Source organism: Pelotomaculum schinkii (assembly GCF_004369205.1).
Taxonomy (GTDB): Bacteria; Bacillota; Desulfotomaculia; order Desulfotomaculales; family Pelotomaculaceae; genus Pelotomaculum_C; species Pelotomaculum_C schinkii.
In genome coordinates this window covers 792,991-816,949 of the sequence record NZ_QFGA01000001.1, presented here as the reverse complement: position 1 = coordinate 816,949, position 23,959 = coordinate 792,991, and the positions used below count along the sequence as shown (strand labels likewise).

Below are 23,959 nucleotides of genomic sequence, written 5' to 3'. Positions count from 1 at the left end.
TTACCTGCGCCTCTTTTGTTCATACATCGACTGGTCGGCCCGGATTAGCAACTCGTTAAGGGAGCGGGGATTTTCCGGACTGTTATATTCTTTGCCGACACTAAGTGAAAGTTTATACTGGTGATCTTTCTCAGAGTTAAAGGCCTGAAGGTTTTCATGAAGCCGGTCCAAAAAAACGTCGTAGTCTATATTACCGGCGCCGGTAACAAAAACAGCGAACTCGTCTCCACCAATACGCCCTATAATATCAGACTCACGAAAACTCTTTTTGATAATATTTGCAGCTTCAATAATGGCCTTGTCTCCAACATCGTGACCGAGGGTGTCGTTAATCTGTTTGAAGTCATCCATATCAATATACAGTAGTCCGCCGTCCCTGGCGTTAACCGTATCCTGGTATTGCTGGACATGGGTAAAAAAGCCTCTCCGGTTGTACAGGCCGGTGAGTTCATCGGTTAACGACAGCATTCTCAGCTTTTCTCTTAACTTAACGTTATCGGTAACATCCCGGAGTGTAGCAAGGTAGGCGTTTTCACCCTCCCAGTTGGTTTCCACCACGCGTACTTCAGCAGTAAGGACAGCTCCATTGCTGTCGGTTAAGTTAATTTCCTTGATTTCACCAGCAACTATGGGATAATCGAACTTTTCGCCGGGGAATGTCTCTGCGTTGCGACTGAATAAAGCTGCCGCCGCAGGATTAACATAACGGATTATACCGTCCTTGTTTACTACCACCATGGCGTCAGCGTTGCTTTCGAGAATGGTGCGATAGTTTTTTTCTAAAATTTTAATGGTTTCGTGAGCTTTCTGAAGTTGCAGGTATGATTGCTCAAGTTCGGATTTCTGTTGCACGGCATTTTCATATGTACAGAGGAGAAGGTCAATAATCTGCAAGCGTTCTGAAGTAAGCAAATACTTCTGATCGGCAAAATAAAACTCTGTAACCATTTCCGCCGCATGGTTTTTTCGCAGCTCAAAGTTGATCAGAACATGGCGGATGCGGGAGAGTAAGAACTCTTCATTATATGGCTTGATAATAAAGTTGTCAGCCTTGCACTTTAAGCCCTTTATAACATCTGTGGGCTCGGAAAGGGACGTTAAAAGTATAACCGGTATGTTTTTTAGCCGTTCGTCTTCCTTGACTTTCTCGCAGAACTGGTAGCCGTCCATCTCAGGCATAATAATATCGCTGATAATAACGAGGGGCATTTGCAGTTTAACCTTCGCAAGCGCCTCTTTGCCGTTGTGGGCAATTTCGACTTTGTAATCATGCTTTTCAAGAGTGGCCTTAAGTTGTTCAGCCTGGGTGGGGCTGTCCTCGACAATCAATATTTTTATATCTTGACTCATATCTAAGTTTTACCCCCCTGCATTACAGAATGGTTAGCCATGATTTAGGGTAAACCCTAAGTAGTGTTTTACTTTTTACCTGCCAGCCTCAACAGGGTTGAGGCGATCTCGTCTGGCGGGAGAATATATGAAGCGGCGCCTATTTTGACAGCTTCACCCGGCATGCCGTGTACAACGGAGCTTTCCTTGTCCTGGACGATGGTTGCAGCTCCGTTTTCTTTCATTAACCTCAGTTCAACCGCGCCGTCTTTACCCATCCCGGAAAGCAGCACACCGGCAGCGTTTGGTCCGAAAACCTCTGCAACCGAGCGGAAAAGATAGGACACGGCCGGTCGCAGGCCATGTTCCGGTTCTTTCTTGCTCAAAAAAATACGCCCGGTGTTATCGACTCCCAGATGAGAACTGTCAGGGGCAAAATACACATGCCCCGGAAGCGGGTAGGTACCCTGTGTTGCAATACTGACAGAAAGTCCTGTGGAATTAGCCAACCATTCTACCATGCCCTGAAGAAAGCCCTTTGTGATATGTTGGACAACTAATAATGGAGCTGGAAAATCGCTGGTAATCCCGGCTAGTAGTGTTTGAAGCGCCATTGGTCCGCCGGTAGAAGCGCCAACAGCAACGCAATTGATTTCCGCTGGATTTTTTTCAAAAACAACAGGAGGATGTGTTGCGGCTAAGCTTGCCGGCCGGAACCTGGCCCATCTTCTAACAACCTTCACTTCGGACATCGACTTTACTGTCTGGATCAGTACCCTGGCCATATGATCAAAATCAGGGTGTGTAGTCCCTGCAGGCTTTTCCAAAACAGCGACCGCTCCGGCTCCGAGAGCCTGGAATGTCTGTTCAACATCCACGTGATCCCAACTGGCGCTTAAAATAATAATAGGGACAGGATGAGTCTCCATGATCTTCCTTGTGGCTTCAAAACCATTCATTTTTGGCATGTGCATATCCATGGTAACGACATCCGGCTTATAAGTTTTTACGTAATAAAGCGCCTCTTCACCGTTGTTTGCGGCGCCGGCTATGTTTATTTCCGGATCCGAGCTGAGAATATGTATCAGCAAGGCCTGTACTACGGGAGAGTCATCAACTACCAGGACTTTAATCATTTTATACTCCGCTAATTAAATAATCTTTTGGATGGTTTCCAGCAGGTTGCTGTGATCGAAACTGCTTTTGGCAATGTATGCGTTGGCTCCTACATCAATGCCCCGCTCCCTGTCCTCGCGGGATTCCAGACCAGTTACCAGCACAACGGGCAGATGAGATAACTGATCATCCGACCGGATTTTTGCCGTTAAATCAAACCCATTCATTCTAGGCATTTCGATATCCGATACGACCAAATCAAATTGACCGGTTCTTAAGTTGGTATAAGCGTCAATTCCGTCAACAGCAGTTTTCACCCTGTACCCTGAGGATTCAAGAATATTTTTTAAAAGTACCCTTGCGGTGATTGAGTCTTCAACAACCAGAACAGAACGTTTTTTTGGCTTGTTTTCCTGTGTTGATACGGTCATGGCGCTTGTTTTGGCATTGATATTTACTGCGGATTTTATCAAATCGCTGACATTCAGTACAGGGATCACTTTGCCCGAGCCAAGTATCGTGGCGCCGGCAATGTTGCGCACCCGCAAAAGCGGCTTGCCAAGACTTTTTAATAGGATTTCCTGTTCCTTGAGTATTTCGTCGACCTGAAAGGCAATACTCTTCCCTGCGTAACAAAGAATCAAAAGCCTGATGTAATCAGATTTTTCATCTTCATTGTTTTCCCCGTCCAGTCCAAGGACATCACTAAGCCCTACCAGGGAGATGACTCTGCCGTCAACTAAGACAGTTTTCATGTTTTCGACCGTCTTAATCTGATCTCGCCGCGTCCTTACCACCCGTTCCACATTTGAGGTGGGTAATGCAAATATTTGTCCGGCTGCCCTGATCATGATACCTCTCAAGGCCGTAAGGGTAACGGGAAGAAGTATCCGTATTGATGTGCCGTTCCCGGGACTGGTTTCCACAGACATGCTGCCGCGCAGCTTGTTAACTTTTTCCTGGGCAATAGCAAGGCCGAGCCCCCTGCCGGAGATTTCCGTGACAATCTGGTTGGTGGAAACTTCCGATTTGAAGATAAGCGCCAGGGACTCTTGCACGCCAATGTTTTCTGCCTGTTTGTGGGTTATGACGCCTCGTTTGACGGCAGCTTCTATTACCTTTTCAACATGAATACCGGCGCCGTCATCTGTAACGGCTATTTCGACTTTGGTCCCTTCAACTTGCGTAACGGCTATCGTTATTCTACCGCGACGCGGCTTTTGGCTTAGCTCCCGTATATCCGGCTTCTCAATTCCGTGGTCGACACAATTGCGCACCAAGTGGATCAGCGGGTCTTTGATCTCTTCGAGAATTCGTTTGTCTATCTCGACCTCTTTACCATGCAACTGCAAGTCCACTTCTTTGCCCTCTCTGGAAGTGAGGTCGCGGACCATTTTGGGGTATGTCTCCAGGACAGTTGAGAAGGGAAGCATTAGCGCCTTCTTCATGTCTTCAAGGAGCGTGTTTACCTTGCCGTCAAGAGTCAGCCGGTCGGCTTCGGCAGTTTTTACCTGCTCGTTAAACTTGTTCTGAAGTGATTTTGCAAAAGCATAATTCCAGTCGATGAAATCAAGCACTTTGGCCAAGAGCAAACCCGCCTGCTTCATTTCTATGGGTTTCCCCGCATTTTCCAGGTACTTTCTGAGCAGCAGTAGTTCCGGTTGAATTTTTGCTCCTTCTCTTTCCCACAGGTCGATACCGGCCTTAAAATCCAATAAATTCTCCGCGCTTTGTTTTGCTGCAAGCTTTACCGAAAGCAATTCCTCAATTTGCAGTAAGAGCGAATCAAGTTTAGACGTCGCAATTCTTACTGTTTCCGTAGAAGGTGGGATTTCTTGCACAGGCGCCATGCTCTTCCCCGAAATGCCCTTTACACTCCCGCTGCTGTTCATTTTTCCGGGCGTATCTTCTGCCGGAATTTCATGGCAGGTTTTCACTTGCGGGCAGCCTGCCGGGTCGGTTTGGGGCTTGTGTCCCTCCTTTATTTCTGACGAAGTGCAAGACTGATATCCAGTACTGCTTACATCTTTACAGCTTTCAAGCGATTCAAGCTGCTTTAGCAATACCTCAGCTTCACCGGGATTTTTATCGGGCGAAAAAAGCAGCATGCCCACAGTGTCGACAGCTTGGTGAAAAATGTTTAAAAGATTGGATGAAAGCATTATTTTTCCATGCTTCAAACGTGCCAGGGCGCCCTCAAGTGACTGGCAGACCGTCTCTATTTCCTGCATGTTGACAGCCCTTGCAGCGCCTTTTAAACTGTGCGCTTCACGAAAAACAGTCTCAATTATCTTTGCCTGCGTGTCGGAAGAAAGTTCTTTCTCCAGTTCCATAAGCCCTGAGGTAATTGCCTTGAGTCGTTCACCCGCTTCAACTTTGAACATCGTCCGAAGCCTGATCAGCAAATCCTCATCTTTTTTCCCCATCTCGCTGCTCCCTTTATACCTTTAGACGCTGTAACGCTCCGCCAACTGCCTGAGATTTTTACCCAAATCGTCCAAATTTCTTGCCGCTGTTTCTATTTTCCTTGATCCTTCAACGTTCTGATTGCTTGCCAGGCGGATGTTTTCCATCGCCATGGCGGTTTGCTCCGTGCCGGCAAACTGCTGCTGGGCGGATGCTGCAATCTGGGTCACCGCTTGTAACGCTTCATAAATGCTGCGGGCCATCTCCTTGATCGACTCGCCTGCCCCGGTGGACTGCGTCACTCCCAATTCAACCATTTTACTACCCTGTTCCGTGGCCATAACAGCAGAACTGGTGGCTTTTTGAATATCGTTTAAGATTGTTCGCACCTGAGCCGTGGCCCGTTTGGACTGCTTGGCGAGGCTTTTGATTTCTTGCGCCACTACGGCAAACCCTTTTCCTTCTTCGCCGGCCTTTGCTGCTTCGATGGATGCGTTAACAGCCAGAAGGTTTGACTGTTCAGCTATATCGTCCACTGAGGATATAATTTCTCCAATAGCTTGGCTTTGCTCGCTTTGTCTCACGACACTTTCGGCGATAGACTCCATCTGCTGGCGTATCCGGTACATTTCTTCGAGTGTTTGCTCCACTTTTTTTTGACCCTCTTGGGAAGCTTGCACCGCCTTATGGGTAACTTCAGAGATATAATTTGCCTTCTGTGTGGATAACTTCGCAGTCTGTCTAAGTTCTTCAATAGTAGTAGTTGTTTCACTCACGGCTGCGGCTGTTTCTGTGGCGCTGGCCGTAAACTGTATGGTAGAAGCGGATATTTCACTGGCGGAAGATACCAGCACATCCACTCCGCCGAAAATTTGCTTGATTTCACCCCGTAAATTTTCCGCCATTTTAAGAAAAGCCTGGATCATCAAGCCCGCCTCGTCACGCCCATAGTTTATTGGAACTTCGACTTTGAGATCACGCATGGAGATTTGGTCTGCAATCATCACCGCAGTTTTTAAGGGACGTGTAATCCGGCGGGTGATCAGGATGCCCAGCCCCAGAGACAGGGTTAGGCCTATAACCAGAATGAAAAACATCGCTATTGCAGCTTGTTTTCCCTCAGCCAGGTTCGCCTCAGCTTTCTGTTTAGCCTGGGTTTCAACAAGGTCATGCGTATGCCTTAACATTTCAATTATTCTAGTCGCATAGGGAGTGTTGCTGAAAAACGTGGACCGTGCTTCGTTCATCCGGCCTGCCAGTATAAGGTCAAAAAGGTTATCATTTAACAGTTTCAGATTAGCTGTTGCTGTTTTAATTTGTGCAATCTCCCGTTTAATATCCTCGTTATTGTTTATATTTTCAAGATTTATCAATATTTCATTGATTTTTTCATCATTTTTGCTGATATCAGCCAAATTAATATCACCGGTTTTTTTGTCCCCATCTATAAGACTGACAGCCAAAAAAATACTGGTTTCATTGAATTTGTCTATTGCATCATCTATGTATATCTGAGAGAGCGTATTGACCTCGTATAGCTCCTGGTTCATCCTGCTAATTTTATTTATACTTTGTAAACCTATATAGCATGTTACTATAGCAATAATGCCTACAAATACATAGCCGGTCATAATCTTTGCGCCTATTTTTGCGTTAAAAAACCATTTCACAGATTGCTCCTCCTGTTTTATTAAAAATCCTGCAACCCTAATCTACTTCTTCGTGTACTATTATCCGTTTATCCGACAGGAGCTTTTCCAGATCCAGAACAGCCAGCCGCTCGCCGGTTAGGCCTTTGATATATTCACCCCTAATACCGGTCATGGCGGGAAGCGGCGGTTGGAGTTCGTTAACAGGAATAGATTTGATACCATGAATTGTATCTGCCAGGATACCGATTTTTGTCTCTGACGCCTGTACTATAATAACCTTGTTCAGGCCGGTAAGACCCTTTTGCGGCAGGTTGAAAAAATACCTCAGGTCAATGACTGTCAGGATATGACCTCGAAAGTTGATAATCCCAAGAATAAACGGCGGCGTGCCCGGCAATGCCGTAAGTTCTTTCAACGGGCTGATCTCTTGAACATACCTGGACTCCACAGCATAGTTTTCGTGAGCCAGCAAAAACTCAACGACTTCCACCTGCGCTAAATTTACGGCGCCGGTTTCTTCCTTCCGGGCAAGCTCTTTTGCTCTTGCTTTGAGAATTGTTTCCTTTTCCTCTTTTGAAATTATCTTAACCCCCCCTTAGCCTTTTAGCGTTTCAGGCAAGTGCGTGCAAGCCTCCGGACTTCATGGAAATGATCATTTCCGAAAGCCTTCCGGCGGTCATGCCGTCTGATTCCGGCAGTAGATCGCCTGGAGCATAAGAGCCCAGGATTATTAAAGCATGGTCAAAATGCTTGTCTGATTCCTCCAGTTTCCCCAGCTGCCTTTTAATATTGCCAAGCGCATAGTGTGCCAGCAAATAATCCCGGTCCAGGTAAAGCGTTCTGTTCAAAGCGGAGATAGCTTCCTCATGTTGGTTTTGCTCCTGTAAAATAGTTGCCAGCAGGTAGTGAAGGGAGGGGTCAAGCTTATTAAAGGCAATTGCTCTCTCACACCAATCTTTGGCGTCATGGAGTTTCCCAAGATTGGCGTTGGCCCGGGCCATGAGGGCCAAGGACTTTTCCACATAAGACGTTTCGCCTGCGGAAATTGAGGATAAAGCAACGGCTAATTTTTCGGCGGCATCAGCATAACGGCAGCGCTCAAACATAGCAAACGCTGTTTTGAATAAGCGGTCTGCATCTTCAAGAACCTGTTCGTCTAATTGGGGACTTTTATGGTTTGCAGACGACAGTCCTGTTAAACCGGCTTCCGGCCCATTGTTTGTATTGCCGGGACCATGTTTTATAAAAGCCGCCGGGTCAAGTGAAATACCGCCGGTAGCCCGGCAAACCGGTGAGGTGGACTGATGCCGGTCTTTCTTGTATACAACCGTACCTGACAGGTTAACCGTGCTAAACTGTGAAAACAGATCCGGTGACATTTCACTTGGACTTACGGCCAGCCAGCCGCCCTCCGCAAGACAGCTGTGCAGCCGTTGAACCACGAGATTTCTTCTAGCGGCTCCAAAATACATGAGTACGTTGCGGCAAAAAATTATATCAACCTCGCAAGTGTTGTTAATATATGATGGATAACTATCTTCTACCAGGTTCAGGTAGGAAAAATCAACCATTTGTTTAACGGAAGGCTGTATTTCGAAAAGGCCGCTTTCTTTTTTTATGAAATATTTTTGTTTGACCCACTCTGGAGTTCCCCTGAATGACCACTCGCCGTACAGTCCGCGGACGGCTTTTCTGAGAGACAGCGGGTTGATGTCTGTGGCCAGAATTGTGACGTTCCAGTCTTTCATGAAATGACTGAATTTGCTGAGCAGGATAGCGATGGAATAGGGTTCCTCTCCTGTACTGCAGCCCGCGCTCCAGATTTTTAACCGCTTTCCTCCCGGTGGTGGGGATTGTCGTAAAATTGCATGGATATGTTCTTCCAGGGTTCGGAAACAGTTTTCATCCCTGAAAAAGTACGTCTCGCCCACGGTAAGGTGGCTTGCCAAAACTTCAACTTTTTTTCTTGTCGCTGGTGTGGTTATCAGCCAGCGGGTGAATGTTAACGTATTATCAAAACCGAGCTCAATACCGGCGGCGGCGAGTCCCCGCTTCAGGTCGTGCCGGCGTTCCTTGGGAAAATGCAAGCCAAGGTTTATTGACAGGTAATCATTAAGCTGCGAAAAAGGAAGGTTGTCAGGAATGTTGGTCACGTCCTTTGTCATAAGAAAGGATGTTATCATGGTTTAGCCAATAGATGATGCTGTCTGCCAGCTTGATTATGCCTTCCACATTTTCAATGTCTGGAAAAACATCTTTGGCAAGGAGCACGTCCTCCGCGGCGGTTTCCATAATACCGGTTACGTCGTCTACGACTATAGCAGCGATTCGTTTTGAATCTGATAAGATTACAAACTTGTCTTTCGGGTCTAATTCCCTTACAGGCAGGTTAAAGCGTTTGCGTGTATTGATAACGGTAATTAAACGCCCGTGTATATTAACAACACCAAGTACCATATCGGGAGCTCCCGGCAAAGGTGTTACTTCAGCAGCACAAACAGCTCTCTCAACAACATTAAGGTTTAAAGCATAACCCTGGTTGTCAATTGTAAAAACCACGTAGCTTTCCGGCGTGTCCATAACTCAGTCCTTCAACTTAAGAATTTTCCTGAAAAAAGATCATAAAAAATTGTAGCAGACAAATGTAGTATAATTCCAGCAATTTATGACAAAATCCTCTATTGGCAGGCAAAGTTTTCTTTTTTGGAAAGCCAAACAATAGGGCATAGGGAAATTAGGATAACTTATTAACTCCAGAGAATTGTTACAGAAGAGACTAAATTAAATAAATGACAAATACGCTTTTCTCATACCGCCAATTCCAGGCTGGTTGTAAGGCCTGTGTATATTTAATATAATGGAAAGAAAATGTTGCGGGAGTGGGTGTGAGTGGCAGTCGTTGATGTTACTGTGGTGCCTGTCGGCACACAGTCTGCCGGCTTGAGTGAGTATGTGGCGGGATGTGTGAAAGTGCTGCAGGAGGCGAAAGGGATTTCTTACCAACTGATGTCCATGTCCACCATCATTGAGGGTGAACTGGGGCTTGTTCTGGAACTGGTCCGGGAAATGCACGAACAGCCCTTTTTAAAAGGCGCGGTAAGGGTCGTAACTACCGTACGCATCGATGACCGGAGGGATAAAAAGCTGACCATGTCCGGAAAGGTTGCGGCAGTGGAGGCCAGACTTCATGTCTAGGGGCGCGGTGAACCCGTTTATGGAGTTTGACGCCAGCCTGAAACGGGGGGTTGTTGCGCCGGTTTACCTGTTTTACGGTGAGGAAACCTATCTTCGCGATCTTGCTCTGGCGCGTTTAAAGGAACATTTCGAACAGGGCGGCCAGGCTGGCCTGGATGTTGACCTGATTGAGGGAGAGGCGACGGACCCGGCGGAAGTTGCGGCCCGGGCTGAAACACTCCCTTTTTTTGCTGCCAGGCGGTTGGTTGTGGTTAAAAACCCTTCCTTCTTCAAGGCCTCCAAGCGGGGGGAAGAAACTGGTGAGGGGGAAGGCCCCAAGCCATCCGGCCGGGAAACGCCGCTGCTGCAGTATATTAAAGATCCATCTCCTTCAACCTGCCTGGTTTTTAGCACGGGGGAGAATGTTGATAAAAGAAAACGGCTCTTTCAGGCCATTAAAAAATACGGCCGCGAAATGGAATTTGTCTATCTTAGCCCTGGGGACTTGAGCCGCTGGGTGACCAAGCGGGCGGGACAGGGGGGCAGGAGGTTTGCGCCGGGGGCGGCAAACGCCTTGTTGAACGCAGCCGGCCCATCCCTGCAGGCGCTTTCCTTGGAAATTGAAAAACTGATTCATTACACGGCCGGGCGTGATGCTATCACAACAGAGGAAGTACACCTGTTGTGCCCGCCCAGACTGGAGGAAAATATCTTTGCGGTGGTGGACGCGGTAGGAAACAGGCGCTGCCGGGAAGCTCTGGCTGGCATTAAGGATATGCTGGCGGCAAAGGAGCCTCCGCTCAAGATACTTTCGATGATTGCCAGGCAGTTTCGCATTCTTTTAATGGTACGTGATTTGAACGAAAGGGGTTGCCCGGCCAGGGAGATTCCTGAGAGGCTTAAAATTCACCCCTTTGCAGCCAAGAAGGCGGCGGCCCAGAGCAGGAATTTCAGCAAACCCCTCTTAACCGGCGCCCTGGCAGCGCTTTCGGAGCTGGATGTGGGGGTAAAGACAGGAAAAATGGAGTTTTACCCGGCCATGGAGACCTTCCTGCTCACCCTCAGTGGCAGGAGGAAGAGCGGTTGACTGCGAGTGGAGTCAGTATAGTGTGTACGGACCAGAAAGCCATTCCTTTACAACTTGCTATACACCCACATCAAGATAATTCTTTGAGTCAGTTTTTTAATGCGGGTGTGATTAAGCAAGCTATTTTAATATTAATATTTTCAATTCAAGTTTATTTGGGAGATATTCAAAATGGCAGACAGTGTACCACAGCGGAGCGAAAACCTTTTGTACGGACTGGATGAACGTCCACCGCTGAACCGTACCCTGGCTTATGCCGCGCAGTGGCTCATCTTCACTCTGGCCAATTCAGCCGTGGTACCGGTTGTAGTCGGTAATGCCCTGGGCCTGGACCAGTCCGGTATTGCCTCACTGGCGCAACGGACCTTTTTTTTGCAGGCCCTGGCATCTGTTCTCCAGGTCTCTTTTGGCCACAGGTTGCCTATTATTGAAGGACCTTCCGGGATGTGGTGGGGTATTTTTATCACCCTTGCCGCTATGGCCCCCGGCCTGGGTAAGCCCATGGCTGTCTTGCGCACAGATCTGGAATTTGGTGTCATCATAACAGGGCTGATCCTGGTTGTAATTGGTCTCAGCGGGCTCATCGGCCGTGCTTTGAAGCTTTTCACGCCTGCTGTTACCGGGTCAGTGCTGGTTTTGCTGGGGCTGCAGCTTAGCGGCACTTTCGTAAGGGGCATGCTGGGTATTACTACAAGCCACGGCCAGGTCGATTTGAAGTCCAGTATCATCTCACTTGTTGTGGTGGTCATTGTTGTTGGGTTCAGCCTGAAAGCAAAGGGTTTTCTCGGCAGCGTCGCCATCCTGGCCGGTATCGCCGGCGGTTGGATTTTGGCGGCGCTGGCCGGAGTCAGTCACGGGGTTGCATGGGGATATGGTTCTATGGTAGCCCTACCGCAAATCTTTGCCTGGGGGCGCCCCACTTTTGACCTTGGCATCGTCCTGACCTGTGTTCTGACGGGACTCCTGGTCCTTTCCAATCTGGTGGCGAGCGTCCTGGCTATGGAGCGGGTACTGGAGGCTGAGCTGCCTAAACGCAGTTATGACCGTGGAGTCGCCCTGACCGGCTTTTCCGATATCCTGTCCGGGCTGGGGGCAACGGTTGGGTTCGTTCCCTACTCGGCGGGGGCGGGGATGGTCAGCCTGACCAAAGTGGCCTCGCGCCTTCCTTTCGTTATATTTACCGCTGCTTTGCTGGTTATGGGCCTCCTGCCGCCGGTAGGTGTTTTTCTGGCTTCGATCCCGGAGCCGGTAGGGTATTCGGCCTTGCTGGCTTCCTTCTGCCAGATGGTTGGTTTTGGTTTAAAAGATTATGCCAGGATGAAACTCACGTCCAGAGATTATTTTGTGGTTGGTCTGCCGCTGCTTTTTGGGACCGGCTTAATGTTTCTCCCTACCGGGGCTTTCGAAGGGGCGCCGGCCCTGGTCCGCTACATTTTAGGCAACGGCTTCATTGCCGGGATGCTGTTGTGTATGCTGCTGGAGCATGTGCTTCTGCCGAAGCGGTACTTTACTTAACAGGCTAAAGCAACAAAAAAACCACCCCCTTGTCTTTCGGGTGGTTTTGGTGGTTTAGCCCGTAATCTTGTTGAACCGCCTGGTCAGGCGGGATTTCTTCCGGGACGCTGCATTTTTATGTAAAATGCCTTTGGTCACGGCCTTATCCAGTACCCGCACCGCATTGCGCAGCTTGAGACTGGCGTCCTCGCGGTCGGCCATTTTCAGGGCCTCTTCAAATTTCCTAATGGTGGTTTTCAGCGCCGATTTAATCCTGGCGTTGCGTAATGTCCGTAACCGGGTAATCTCAACCCTTTTGACAGCTGATTTTATGTTCGGCATGTTATTCTCACCTCCCAACGGCAACAATTTTACCATGTGCAAAAAAAAAATGCAAGGGCCAGCAGTATATACTTACCTTTTTTGGTGAAAGCTATTTCTAGATCAAAAGACAGGAGGTGATACTTATGCAATGGCTAGGACTGGTTATCCGTTTTGTAGTTTCAGCACTCGTTCTTATTGTTGTCAGCTGGCTTTCACCAGGCTTCGTTTTGAGGGGAGGCCTGGTAGGCGCGCTTATTGCCGCCCTTGTGATTGCCGTGTTGGGGTACGTTGCGGAAGCTCTGCTGGGTGATCGCGTATCACCGCAGAGCAGGGGGCTGGTTGGGTTCATTGCCGCCGCGGTGGTGATTTACCTGGCCCAGTTCATAATTCCCAGCCTGCTCAGCGTATCGCTTGTAGGAGCGCTGATATCGGCATTTGTTATCGGACTCATTGACGCTTTTGTGCCAACCGTCCTGCGCTGACGGAAATTCCTCATAAACCCTTCCTGCCGGGCATAAAGTTTTAGGAACAAGCCTGGTAAGGAGGGGTTTTTATTGTACCCTGCTCCCGCCTTTCGCCAAAGGGGTATGCTGTTAGCTGCCATGCGTCAGCTTATCGCTGTCGTCTCAGGTGTTTTTATTTTGTTCTTTTCCATAAAGGTATTTCCCCATTTACCTGCCTGTCCCGCATTCTCCCATGTTTTCAAAATAGCTTCGGATTGGACGGAGAATTTCTATCAGTGGGATGCCATGAAAATAATGAAAATAGGCATGCCGGTCCTCAATAGAAGCGATTTTGAAGGTGACACCGGCGACCTGACAGCCTGGCAAATCATTTTGGATGGGGTGGGGGCTGTCTCCAGGGCGAACCTGCGTAACCCGGCCGGTGTCATGCAGTCAGAGATACCGCTCCTGGCGCGCCTTGAAACTCCTGCCGTGAAGGTCACAGCAGTCCCGGCCCAGCCGCCCGGGACTGCTGCGGTCCTTTCTGACGATTGCCTGGTAGCTCTTTACAACACACATACCGGTGAAACTTACAGTTTAACCGACGGGGTGGAACGGCTTGATGGCCGGAAGGGTGGTGTGGTGACGGTTGCGGCTGCGCTCCGGGAGGAATTGGAAGGCAAGTACGGGATTAAAACTGCCAGGTCGGAGCGAATCAACGACGCTGACTATAACACGTCCTATTTGGAATCGGAAAAAACGGCGCGGGAACTGTTGGCCGCTAACCCCAAAACCATGGTAATCCTGGATATCCACCGCGACTCCGGCAAAACAAGGGAACAAAGTATAGTCAATATCAACGGGCAGGAAGTAGCCACCCTTCTCTTTATTGTAGGCTCGGACGCGCGGCGTCCTTTCCCCAACTGGCGTCAGAACCACGCCTTTGCCCAGGAGCTCTCCGACAAAATTAATAGTATGTACCCCGGTCTCTCGCTGGGGATAAGAGTGAAAGATGGTATCTATAACCAAAACCTGCACCCCCACGCCTTGCTGGTTGAGGTGGGAACAACCAAAAACTCGACTGAAGAGGCGGCCCGCTCGGTCAGGCTCATGGCCTCCGCGCTGGCCGCAATAATAAGACAACAGTGAAAAAGTTTTTTTGTTCTGAGCATTGTACTGGTGTGATATAGCTATTTCTTTTAAGGTAAAGCATTTTGGGTTGGGCGTAGGGCGTAGGTCGTAAGGCGTAAAATTTGACGTGGGACGTGGGTCTGATGATATTCTCAAGAGTTTAAAAAGACCCAAGAGAAAAGCAGGATAACCTACGCCTTACGACCTACGCCCTACGCCTCTAAAAAGCCTACCCCAAACAGTATAGTTGCCGGTCTTTTTTACCCATAATATTAAGGAAGGAATAAGTATCTGTAAATTAAATGGGACATTATTGCGGGAGCAGACTTGTGAATGGGTTGAAATATCTGGCGGGTACAGCTGTATGTGTGGTTGCTGTGCTGCTCGGCTTTATCGTTGTTCTGGGGCAGTTTAACTTGATGGTTTACCCGGCTCGTATCGCTGCTTTCAGCCTCGATACAGGTGAAAAGGGGATTTGCCGGATTGAATTCCTGGGGGAAAAAGCCCAACTGCCAATGCCGGATCTTGAGCTGTGGAACAAGTGGGAGACGCAAAGCCGTCAAGTCCTCATGGAGAACGCATACCAGGCTCTGGAGAGGGGGGGTAGGGTTTGGGACGCCAGGATTAAGGACTTGGCCCTGGAAAGCAAATTTGCACAGCTTCTGAACACTTTTGAGACAGGCGTGCAGATTCCCTTGCAGGAGCAGCTGCAAAGGTGCAGGGGTGACGGGCGTTAGGAATTGATACGCTTGTATTGGGGTGTTATAATTATATAGTTGTTTTAGGAAGCAAGGAGGAGCACCCCAAAATGGAGTGGGAGAAGGATAGAATCCGTAATTTTTGTATTATTGCTCATATCGACCATGGCAAATCAACCCTGGCGGACAGGCTTCTGGAGTATACCGGCGCCTTGAGCAGCCGTGAAATGACCGAGCAAGTGCTGGACAAGATGGACCTGGAGCGCGAGCGTGGCATTACGATTAAAATGCAGGCCGTACGCCTTAAATACAAGGCCGGAGATGGTCATGAATATCAACTGAACCTGATTGACACTCCGGGCCATGTAGATTTCTCATACGAGGTGTCGCGCAGTCTGGCTGCCTGCGAGGGAGCGCTGCTGGTAGTTGACGCCGCCCAGGGGATAGAAGCGCAGACTTTGGCCAACGTCTACCTGGCGCTTGAGCACAACCTCGAAATAATAACAGTAATCAATAAAATCGACTTACCCAGCGCCGAGCCGGAAAGGGTCAAACAGGAAATTGAGGACATCATCGGCCTGGACACCTCGGAGGCCATCATGGCTTCGGCCAAAAGCGGTATCGGAATTGAAGAAATCCTGGAACAGATTGTGACCAAGATCCCGCCGCCCGGTGGTCAGGAGCAGGCGCCCTTGCGGGCGCTTATCTTTGATTCGCACTATGACCCCTATAAGGGCGTCATAGCCTATGTGAGAGTTGTTGACGGTACGGTTGCAAACGGGACGCAGGTTAAGATGGTAGCCACCGGCAAGGAATTTGAGGTCAACGAGGTCGGTATATTTAGGCCGGCGCCTGTCTCCATTGGTGAGTTGCGTTCGGGCGAAGTTGGTTTTATCGCCGCAAGCATTAAAAACGTCAAGGACTGCCAGGTGGGAGACACTGTGACCGACGCTAAACGCCCGGCCCCGGTATCTTTACCGGGCTACCGCAAGGTTACACCCATGGTCTATTGCGGCCTCTATCCGGTTGATACCGTTGACTATGAAAATTTGAGAGATGCCCTGGAAAAACTCAGGCTTAACGATGCCTCTCTGATTTATGAACCCGAAACCTCGGAGGCGCTTGGTTTTGGCTTCCGTTGCGGTTTTCTGGGTTTACTGCACATGGAAATTGTGCAGGAGCGGCTCGAGCGTGAGTATAACTTAAGTCTAATTACAACGGCTCCCAACGTCGTGTACCGGGTGACCACCACGGCTGATACCGTGGTTGAAATAGAAAATCCCAGCAAGCTCCCGCCGATTGGCAATATTGTTTTTATTGAAGAGCCCTTTGTCAGGGCCTTAATCATGGCGCCTAAAGATTATGTCGGTCCGGTGATGGAACTGTGCCAGGAGCGACGCGGGATCTTTGTCAACATGGAATATATCAGCATCAGCCGGGTGATGCTTACCTACGATCTGCCGCTCAGCGAAATTATCTATGATTTTTTTGACCAGTTGAAGTCTCGCTCCAGGGGGTATGCTTCCCTTGACTACGAGTTGGCCGGCTATAAACAGTCTGATCTGGTCAAGCTTGATATTATGATTGCCGGGGAAGTCCTGGACGCTCTTTCGATTATCGTGCACCGGGACAAAGCCTATCACCGGGGGCGTAGCTTTGTTGAAAAACTGCGTGGTCTAATCCCCCGCCAGCTCTTTGAAATACCGATTCAGGCTTCAATCGGCAGCAGGATCATTGCCAGGGAGACGGTAAAGGCGGTACGTAAGGATGTGCTGGCCAAATGCTACGGTGGTGACATCACCCGCAAGCGTAAGCTGCTGGAAAAGCAAAAAGAAGGGAAAAAGCGGATGAAGCAGGTGGGCAGCGTAGAAATCCCGCAAGAAGCCTTCATGGCCGTCCTTAGCGTAGGTGATAAGTAAAAATCTTTTTGTTCATACCAAATCAAGCGCAGAGAAGTATTATCAAAAAATGTGTGGGGCGGATTCATTCTCGCAAAGTCACCAGAGAAATGAGCTAAAATTCCTACTGCTTTGCAGGTTAAGTGCAATTTGAATTCACCACCCACATAATCCCATCCAACGCAAAAAATTTTAAATTGTACAGTGTGCATAATATCATATACAGACCTCTTAGAAATGCAGGATTCATCTATGTCCTACGCCCTACGCCTTACGACCCGTACTAAGCACAGGTTGCGAGTTTATTCATACTCAGCTATTCTTAACCACCGTAACTAAGGAGGAATCATTTTATGAGCTGCTACCTTCGACATCTGAAGCCGGTTCTGGGTGAACTGGGTATTGAGCCAAAAACTAAGGAAGAGCGCAAGCAAATAGATTTGGCCATAAGGTCGATAGTTGGCAAGAGCAACACCGACAGGTGCGGTGAGGTGTGGCAGGAGGTTAAAGTCCGGCTTCAGGACGATATGAAAAAGCGCTCGTTGTTAGATGCGCTGAAGAATCTGGCCTGATTGGAAAAACCGGGTTATTTCACTTTTGTTGCATACGAAATTCTCACCCACATTCTTTTGGGCGGCTTCTTAGTAAGCCGGGCTTTATTTTCACGGTAAGGGGGCGGAGCATGGCAATAGGTCTGTATATTCATGTGCCTTTTTGCCTTAAAAAGTGCCGTTACTGCGATTTCATCTCTTACCCCTACAGCCGGACAGCGGCAAAGGACTACTTGGCAGCGCTGATCAGAGAAATCCAGCTATACGGATCTTTCCTGGACGAAGTTGAGAAAGAAATATCCAGCCTTTTTATCGGGGGTGGCACGCCCACCTGCTTGCCCGTGGGAGACCTGAGGGAGATTCTTAAATATATAAGGTCAATTTTTCGCCTGACACCGGATTGTGAGATTACGGTTGAGGCCAATCCGGGTACTATTGATGCCGGAGGTCTTTACGAATTAAGGCGGACAGGGGTAAACCGCCTCAGTATCGGGGTGCAGTCCCTGGCAGACGGTTTACTAAAGACGCTTGGCCGTGTCCACAACGCCGCGCAGGCGGGCGCCGCGGTGCGGCTGGCCAGGCAGGCCGGTTTTGACAACATTAATATCGATTTGATTTACGGTATACCGGGCCAGACCCTCGCGGTTTGGCAGGAAACGCTCGACCGGACAGTAGCTTTTGAACCGGAGCATGTTGCAGCTTACGGCTTGCAACTGGAGGAGGGAACTCCTCTGGAGCGTTCAGTTGCCATTGGTGATATGAGGGCTTGTCCGGAAGAACTGGAACTATCCATGTACCACACCGCCATAATTTCACTAAAAAAGAGCGGTTATCATCACTACGAAATCTCCAATTTTGCCAGGCCCGGGCGCGAGTGTGTTCACAACCTGGTTTACTGGCTAAACCGGCCCTACCTGGGGCTGGGACCGGCTGCCCACTCCTGCTTCCGGGGGGAACGTTTTGCCAACGAACGCGAGCCGGAAAAGTACCGGTCCAGGCTCCGGCGGGGAGAACTCAGGGTTGCCGACAGGGAAACCCTTACCGTGGAAACTGAAATGTCGGAGACCATGTTCCTGGGTTTGAGGCTTTTGCAGGGGGTTAGCCTGGCGGCCTTCCGGCAGCGTTTTGGCCGGCGCTTGGAGGATGTCTACCGGTCTGAAATTAAGAGGCTTACAAAGGACGGGCTTACTGAGATTGACGGGGATTATTTCAGGCTGACCGAAAGGGGGCTTCCCCTGGCCAACCGGGTATTCCTGGAATTTGTGTGATTTCAGCGGGAAGGCGTGTTAAACGACCGGGTTATATGAATTATTGAATGCTTTTGCGCTATATTCCTTGACAAGTGGATGGAGTTGGTGCTATTTTTTATTTAGCGGGTTTTTAGCACTCAGCAGGTTAGAGTGCTAACAAAAGGGGGGGGTAATGCATGAAAATGGATGACCGCAAGCAAAAGGTGCTTCTGGCCATCGTTCACGATTATATTGCTACCGCTGAACCCGTTGGTTCCCGCACCATAGCTAAAAAGTTCAGGCTTGGCGTCAGCCCTGCCACCATTCGTAACGAAATGGCTGATTTAGAAGAGCAGGGTTATATTGAACAACCTCATACTTCCGCGGGGCGAGTGCCCTCCGAGCAGGGCTACCGCTACTACGTGGACTATTTGATGCAAAAGCACGACTTATCAGCGGAAGAGGAAGATCTAATTCGCAGTGAGTTTGACATCAAGGTGAAAGATATCGGCCAGGTTATACAGAAAACGGGCCAACTTCTCTCACAACTCACCCATTATACCGCCATGGTGCTTACCCCAAGCATTGGTACCAGCCGGTTTAAGCATATCCAGCTGGTTTCGATGAACCCTACCCAGGCCATGGTTGTGGTGGTAATGGACAACGGAACTCTGCACCACAGGTTGATTGATATTCCTGAAAGCATCAGCACTGATGACATGGAAACCATATCCCGGATTTTAAACGCCAAGCTGCGGGGTCTTACCAATGAAAACATCAAGCTTACTTTGGTAAAGGAAATTTATTTTGAACTGGCCAGGCACAAACATATTCTCGACCTTGCCATGGAGCTGTTAGAAGACAGCCTGACCATGAAATCCGAGGATAAAATTTACCTGGGCGGGGTATTTAATATGTTAAACCAACCAGAATTCCACAACGTGGAAAAGGTTAAGACCCTGCTCAGCATCCTGGAGCAAGAAAAGCTTCTTTACGGGTTAATGACCGGTGAGGAGCAGGATGTGGGCGTTACCGTGCGCATTGGCGGTGAGATAAAGAACAAGGAAATCAAGGAGTGCAGCATGGTCACAGCCGCCTACTCGGTAGCGGGCCGGAAGATGGGCTCCATGGGAGTGCTGGGGCCGACCAGGATGGAGTATGCCAAAGTAATCAGTGTAGTTGATTTTATGACCAAGAACCTTTCACAAGCTCTGGAGCGCATGATGAAGGGCATGGGAAAGTGAGGGGGTACCGTATTTGAGCTTGAAAAAGGAAGCGACTCAGGGGGCCGAGGTGGACGAGAGGCTGGCCGCTTTGCTGACCAATTCCAACGCCATCCGGGCTATAACCAGCGCCGTCGAGGGGACTTTGGGTCCCAAAGGACTGGACACGATGCTGGTTGATAAATTCGGCGAGGTCGTGATCACCAACGACGGGGTTACCATCCTGACCTTGATGGAGGCCAACCACCCTGCTGCCAGAATGCTCATCAACATAGCCAAGGCACAGCAGGAGGAAGTCGGCGACGGGACAACCACGGCTACGGTGATGGCCGGCGCCCTGGTCGGCTTCGGAGTGGAGCAGGTTATAAAGGGAGTCCCTGTCGCGCGAGTCATTGAGGGGATGCGCGTGGGGCTAAAGAAGGCGCTGGCAGTGATGGAGAGTCAGGCTCAACAGATCAACGGGGTGCATGACCAGTTTGTGCGCCAGGTGGCGCTCGTTTCGGGCCGCGGCCACGAGGACATTGCCGACCTGGTGAAGCGGGCCGCGGTGTTGATTGGGGAGGAGAAGCTAAAGGACAGTTCTTTTAAGTTTTCAGATACCGTTGTAGCTGAAGAGGGCGCTTTAAACCAGGTTTTCATGGGCGTAATTATTAATAAGGAGCGGATGAACCGCCAGATGCCCGGGGAACTGGGTGAGGTCAAGGTCTTGATTATCGACGACGCCTTGGAGCCGGAGGAAATTGATGAGGAAGCCCTCGGGACCGAGTCCGGGTTTGCGCGTTACCTGCAGCTGCAGGCCGAATTCAAGGAAAACGTCCAAAAAATTACCAGCCTGGGAGTGGGACTGGTACTGGCCGACCGCGGCGTAAACGATGCGGCTGAGGAGATTTTAACGGACGCAGGCGTTATGGTGGTCCAGCGGGTGGCCAACAAGGAACTGCGTAAGGCCGCCGAACATACGGGAGCCAGGATGATCAAGCGGACCGGGCTGAAAAGAACTACAGAGGAACTCCTAAAATACCTTGGATTCGCAGACCGGGTCTATAACGACGAAAAACTTGAACAGGTCTGGGTCCAGGGAGGAAGAGGCAAGCCGATGGCCACTGTGCTGGTAGGCGCCGCTACTTCCGAGGTGGTTGGCGAGCGTGAGCGTATCGCCAAGGACGCGTCTGCCTCCGTGCAGTCGGCGGTCAGGGGCGGGGTGGTGCCTGGCGGCGGCTCGCTGGAACTTGCGGTAGCCCGCGAGGTGGAAAAAGTGCGGGAAGGTATCCGCGGCATGGCGGCGTACGGGGTGGACTGTGTGGTGGAGGCGCTCAAGCGTCCTATGTCCCAGATTATCGCCAATGCTGGTTTCAATCCCCTGGAAAAACTGGGGGATGTGATTGCCGCACAAGTTGAAACAGGAAAAAATTCTCTGGCCGTCGACTGTGACAGCGGGCAGGTAGCCGACATGCTGGAAATGGGTATTGTCGATCCGGCCGAAGTAAAAATATACGCGCTTAAGGCCGCCGGTGAGGTGGCCGAGGCAATCTTAAGAATCGATACTATAATTAAGAAACGGGAAGAAGACTTCAAGCCAAAAGATTCCAGCTTGTCTGGTCTGTGAGGTGAACAATGTTGGTAAAAGATGAAAAGAAAGAGAAAGATGTTCAGGAAATTTCCGACGAGGGAAAAGAGCAAAGTGTTATGGAGAAAGATCCCACAACAAGCGCGGTAGAGGATAACGGGCACCAGGAAGCGGAAGCGGAAGGGGTTCCTGCTGCGGGCAGTGATCCGGCCGAACTGCAAAGGTTATTGGCCGAACAGACGACACGGGCACAAGATTATTATGACCGGCTGCTTCGTTTGCAGGCCGACTTTGAAAATTTTCGGCGTCGCACCAGGCAGGAAAAGGATGATTACTATAAATATGCCTCTGAGCAGCTGGTGGTCGCTCTCCTGCCGGTGCTTGACAACTTCGGTCTGGCTTTGGCGGCGGAGGGTGACTCGATAGAGGGCTTTAAAGCTGGGGTGGAGATGATTTACAAGCAGCTGTTGGATGTGCTGGCAACCGAAGGTGTCACCCCCATCCAGGCAGTTGGGGAACCTTTTGATCCTACCAGGCACGAGGCGGTGGCCCAGGACGATTCCGGTGAGCACCCTGCCAATACAGTTGTTGAAGAGTTCCGCCGGGGTTATTCCCTGAGAGAAAAAGTAATCCGGCCGTCCATGGTTAAAGTTGCTGTAGCTTTATAATAATTTGGAAACAGATTCTAGGAGGTAGAATACAATGTCTAAGGTTATCGGAATAGACCTGGGTACCACCAACTCCTGCGTTGCTGTAATGGAAGGCGGCGAAGCGGTTGTTATTCCCAATGCGGAAGGCGCCAGGACCACCCCTTCTGTGGTGGGATTTTCAAAAACCGGTGAAAGGCTGGTCGGGCAGGTAGCGAAAAGGCAGGCCGTCAGCAACCCGGATCGCACTATCAGTTCGATTAAACGCCACATGGGCTCCGATCACAAAGAAAATATTGACGGCAAGAATTACACGCCACAGGAAATATCCGCCATGATTTTGCAGAAACTCAAGGCTGACGCGGAAGCCTACCTGGGTGGAAAGGTGGATAAGGCGGTTATCACGGTGCCGGCCTATTTCAGTGACTCACAACGTCAGGCCACCAAGGACGCCGGTAAAATAGCGGGCTTGGAAGTTTTACGTATTATCAATGAGCCTACGGCCGCAGCCCTGGCCTACGGCCTGGATAAGGAAGACGAACAGACTGTTTTGGTTTTCGACCTGGGCGGCGGCACCTTCGACGTATCTATCCTTGAACTGGGAGACGGAGTCTTTGAAGTTAAAGCTACCAGCGGCAACAACCGCCTGGGTGGAGATGACTTTGACCAGAGGGTAATCGACTACCTTGCGACCGAGTTCAAAAAAGATACGGGGATTGACCTGCGCAACGACAGAATGGCCATGCAGCGCCTCAAGGAAGCTGCCGAAAAAGCAAAGATAGAGCTTTCCGGGGTAGCCACCAGCAATATCAACCTGCCGTTTATCTCTGCGGACGCCAGCGGGCCGAAGCATTTAGACATAACTCTTTCCAGAGCCAAGTTTGAGGAAATGACGGCAGACCTGGTTGAAAAGACCATGGGGCCGACCCGCCAGGCTCTTTCAGACGCCGGGCTGCAGCCCAAGGATATCCACAAAATCTTGCTGGTTGGCGGCTCAACCAGGATTCCCGCCGTCCAGGAAGCCATCCGTAAGTTCCTGGGCAAGGAAGCGCACAAGGGCATCAACCCGGACGAGTGTGTTGCCGTTGGCGCGGCGATCCAGGCCGGGGTCCTGGCCGGTGAGGTCAAAGATGTGCTGTTGCTTGATGTGACTCCGCTGTCCCTGGGCATTGAGACCCTGGGCGGTGTTTCTACCAGGTTGATTGAGCGCAACACCACCATTCCAACCTCAAAAAGCCAGATCTTTTCCACTGCCGCGGATGGCCAGACCACTGTGGAAATCCACGTGCTGCAGGGCGAGCGCTCGATGGCTGCGGACAACAAGACGCTGGGCCGCTTTACCCTGACCGGTATTCCACCCGCTCCCAGGGGAGTGCCGCAAATCGAGGTCAAATTTGACATCGACGTCAACGGTATCGTCAATGTCTCGGCCAAGGACATGGGCACCGGCAAGGAACAAAGCATGACCATCACTGCTTCTACCAAACTCAACGACCAGGAAATCAATAATATGGTCAAAGAGGCAGAAATACATGCCGCCGAGGATGCCAGGCGCAAGGAAGAGATCGATACCCGCAACCAGGCCGACAGCATGGTTTACCAGGCGGAAAAATCCATCAAGGACTTCAAGGATAAGGCCGACGCGGCTTCTATTGAAAAGCTGCAGAAGGCTGCCGATGACCTCAAAGAAGCGCTTAAAGGCAATAATATTGATGACATCAAGGCTAAGCTGGAAGCGCTGACCGGGCCGCTGTACGAACTGACCTCGGCCATGTATCAAAAAACCGGACAGCCGGGGGGTGACGGCGCAGCCGGTGGAGGTCAGGAAGGCACAGCCGCCCGGGAGCCTAAAGATAATGTTGTTGACGCTGACTTCGAAGTAAAAGAGGATAAATAACCCCCCTAAAAATATTGTCTCATTTATGGTAGAATGGATTTGTATTTCAAACTAATAAACCCGAAAGTAACCTTTGTTAAGGGGAATTACGGT

Annotated in this window: 21 protein-coding genes; 13 read left to right on the top strand and 8 right to left on the bottom strand. The window is 50.0% G+C overall.

Features of this window, described 5'->3' with window-relative positions; genetic code table 11:
* From Psch_RS03925 to Psch_RS03895, 7 genes are all read right to left on the bottom strand, one after another.
* Positions 1–1,350 (bottom strand): diguanylate cyclase domain-containing protein, encoded by a 1,350-nt coding sequence (locus tag Psch_RS03925; protein ID WP_134218897.1) that lies wholly within the window; start codon positions 1,348–1,350, stop codon positions 1–3.
* Between the two features lie 68 nt (positions 1,351–1,418).
* Complete coding sequence (cheB, locus tag Psch_RS03920) at positions 1,419–2,465, bottom strand: chemotaxis-specific protein-glutamate methyltransferase CheB (protein WP_134218898.1); 1,047 nt, start codon at positions 2,463–2,465, stop codon at positions 1,419–1,421.
* 15 nt (positions 2,466–2,480) lie between these two features.
* Positions 2,481–4,871 (bottom strand): hybrid sensor histidine kinase/response regulator, encoded by a 2,391-nt coding sequence (locus Psch_RS03915; RefSeq protein WP_190239196.1) that lies wholly within the window; start codon positions 4,869–4,871, stop codon positions 2,481–2,483.
* 21 nt (positions 4,872–4,892) lie between these two features.
* The gene (locus Psch_RS03910; protein ID WP_190239195.1) at positions 4,893–6,521 is read right to left on the bottom strand and encodes a methyl-accepting chemotaxis protein; all 1,629 of its coding nucleotides are present in this window, start codon (positions 6,519–6,521) and stop codon (positions 4,893–4,895) included.
* 37 nt (positions 6,522–6,558) lie between these two features.
* Positions 6,559–6,975 (bottom strand): chemotaxis protein CheW, encoded by a 417-nt coding sequence (locus Psch_RS03905; protein WP_206663718.1) that lies wholly within the window; start codon positions 6,973–6,975, stop codon positions 6,559–6,561.
* A gap of 139 nt (positions 6,976–7,114) precedes the next feature.
* The gene (locus Psch_RS03900) at positions 7,115–8,668 is read right to left on the bottom strand and encodes a CheR family methyltransferase (protein ID WP_190239194.1); all 1,554 of its coding nucleotides are present in this window, start codon (positions 8,666–8,668) and stop codon (positions 7,115–7,117) included.
* Positions 8,640–9,083 (bottom strand): chemotaxis protein CheW, encoded by a 444-nt coding sequence (locus tag Psch_RS03895; protein WP_190239193.1) that lies wholly within the window; start codon positions 9,081–9,083, stop codon positions 8,640–8,642. The genes Psch_RS03900 and Psch_RS03895 overlap by 29 nt, the downstream gene beginning before the upstream one ends.
* 309 nt (positions 9,084–9,392) lie before the next feature.
* Here Psch_RS03895 and Psch_RS03890 point away from each other — a divergent pair, with 309 nt between their 5' ends.
* The 3 genes from Psch_RS03890 to Psch_RS03880 all read left to right on the top strand — a co-directional run bounded on the left by Psch_RS03890 (position 9,393) and on the right by Psch_RS03880 (position 12,279).
* The gene (locus tag Psch_RS03890) at positions 9,393–9,698 is read left to right on the top strand and encodes an MTH1187 family thiamine-binding protein (protein WP_190239192.1); all 306 of its coding nucleotides are present in this window, start codon (positions 9,393–9,395) and stop codon (positions 9,696–9,698) included.
* On the top strand, positions 9,691–10,764 hold the full coding sequence (holA, locus tag Psch_RS03885) for a DNA polymerase III subunit delta (RefSeq protein WP_190239191.1): 1,074 nt from the start codon (positions 9,691–9,693) through the stop codon (positions 10,762–10,764). The genes Psch_RS03890 and holA overlap by 8 nt, the downstream gene beginning before the upstream one ends.
* Before the next feature lie 171 nt (positions 10,765–10,935).
* Positions 10,936–12,279 carry a purine/pyrimidine permease gene (locus Psch_RS03880; RefSeq protein ID WP_190239190.1) on the top strand — a complete coding sequence of 448 codons (1,344 nt, stop codon included), beginning with the start codon at positions 10,936–10,938 and terminating at the stop codon, positions 12,277–12,279.
* A gap of 54 nt (positions 12,280–12,333) precedes the next feature.
* Here the strand turns inward: Psch_RS03880 and rpsT are convergent, their stop codons facing one another.
* A complete protein-coding gene (gene rpsT, locus Psch_RS03875; RefSeq protein ID WP_190239189.1) occupies positions 12,334–12,600 on the bottom strand; it encodes a 30S ribosomal protein S20 in 267 nt (88 codons plus the stop codon).
* A gap of 125 nt (positions 12,601–12,725) precedes the next feature.
* Here rpsT and Psch_RS03870 point away from each other — a divergent pair, with 125 nt between their 5' ends.
* From Psch_RS03870 to dnaK, 10 genes are all read left to right on the top strand, one after another.
* Positions 12,726–13,064, top strand: a complete 339-nt coding sequence (locus tag Psch_RS03870; protein WP_134218908.1) for a phage holin family protein — start codon at positions 12,726–12,728, stop codon at positions 13,062–13,064.
* 72 nt (positions 13,065–13,136) lie between these two features.
* Positions 13,137–14,174, top strand: a complete 1,038-nt coding sequence (gene spoIIP, locus Psch_RS03865) for a stage II sporulation protein P (protein WP_190239188.1) — start codon at positions 13,137–13,139, stop codon at positions 14,172–14,174.
* 311 nt (positions 14,175–14,485) lie between these two features.
* Entirely contained in the window at positions 14,486–14,893 is a 408-nt protein-coding gene (locus Psch_RS03860) for a hypothetical protein (RefSeq protein WP_190239187.1), read from the top strand.
* 71 nt (positions 14,894–14,964) lie between these two features.
* Positions 14,965–16,773, top strand: coding sequence for a translation elongation factor 4 (gene lepA / locus Psch_RS03855; RefSeq protein WP_190239186.1), 1,809 nt, complete (start codon positions 14,965–14,967; stop codon positions 16,771–16,773).
* 332 nt (positions 16,774–17,105) lie between these two features.
* Positions 17,106–17,324, top strand: coding sequence for a hypothetical protein (locus Psch_RS03850; protein WP_190239185.1), 219 nt, complete (start codon positions 17,106–17,108; stop codon positions 17,322–17,324).
* Positions 17,325–17,434: 110 nt separating this feature from the next.
* Positions 17,435–18,571, top strand: coding sequence for a radical SAM family heme chaperone HemW (gene hemW, locus Psch_RS03845; RefSeq protein ID WP_190239184.1), 1,137 nt, complete (start codon positions 17,435–17,437; stop codon positions 18,569–18,571).
* 158 nt (positions 18,572–18,729) lie between these two features.
* Entirely contained in the window at positions 18,730–19,776 is a 1,047-nt protein-coding gene (gene hrcA / locus Psch_RS03840) for a heat-inducible transcriptional repressor HrcA (protein WP_190239183.1), read from the top strand.
* 13 nt (positions 19,777–19,789) lie between these two features.
* The gene (locus Psch_RS03835; protein WP_190239182.1) at positions 19,790–21,361 is read left to right on the top strand and encodes a TCP-1/cpn60 chaperonin family protein; all 1,572 of its coding nucleotides are present in this window, start codon (positions 19,790–19,792) and stop codon (positions 21,359–21,361) included.
* An 8-nt stretch (positions 21,362–21,369) separates the two neighbouring features.
* The gene (gene grpE / locus Psch_RS03830) at positions 21,370–21,990 is read left to right on the top strand and encodes a nucleotide exchange factor GrpE (protein ID WP_190239181.1); all 621 of its coding nucleotides are present in this window, start codon (positions 21,370–21,372) and stop codon (positions 21,988–21,990) included.
* A 34-nt stretch (positions 21,991–22,024) separates the two neighbouring features.
* Entirely contained in the window at positions 22,025–23,866 is a 1,842-nt protein-coding gene (gene dnaK, locus Psch_RS03825) for a molecular chaperone DnaK (protein WP_190239180.1), read from the top strand.
* Positions 23,867–23,959: the final 93 nt, after the last annotated feature.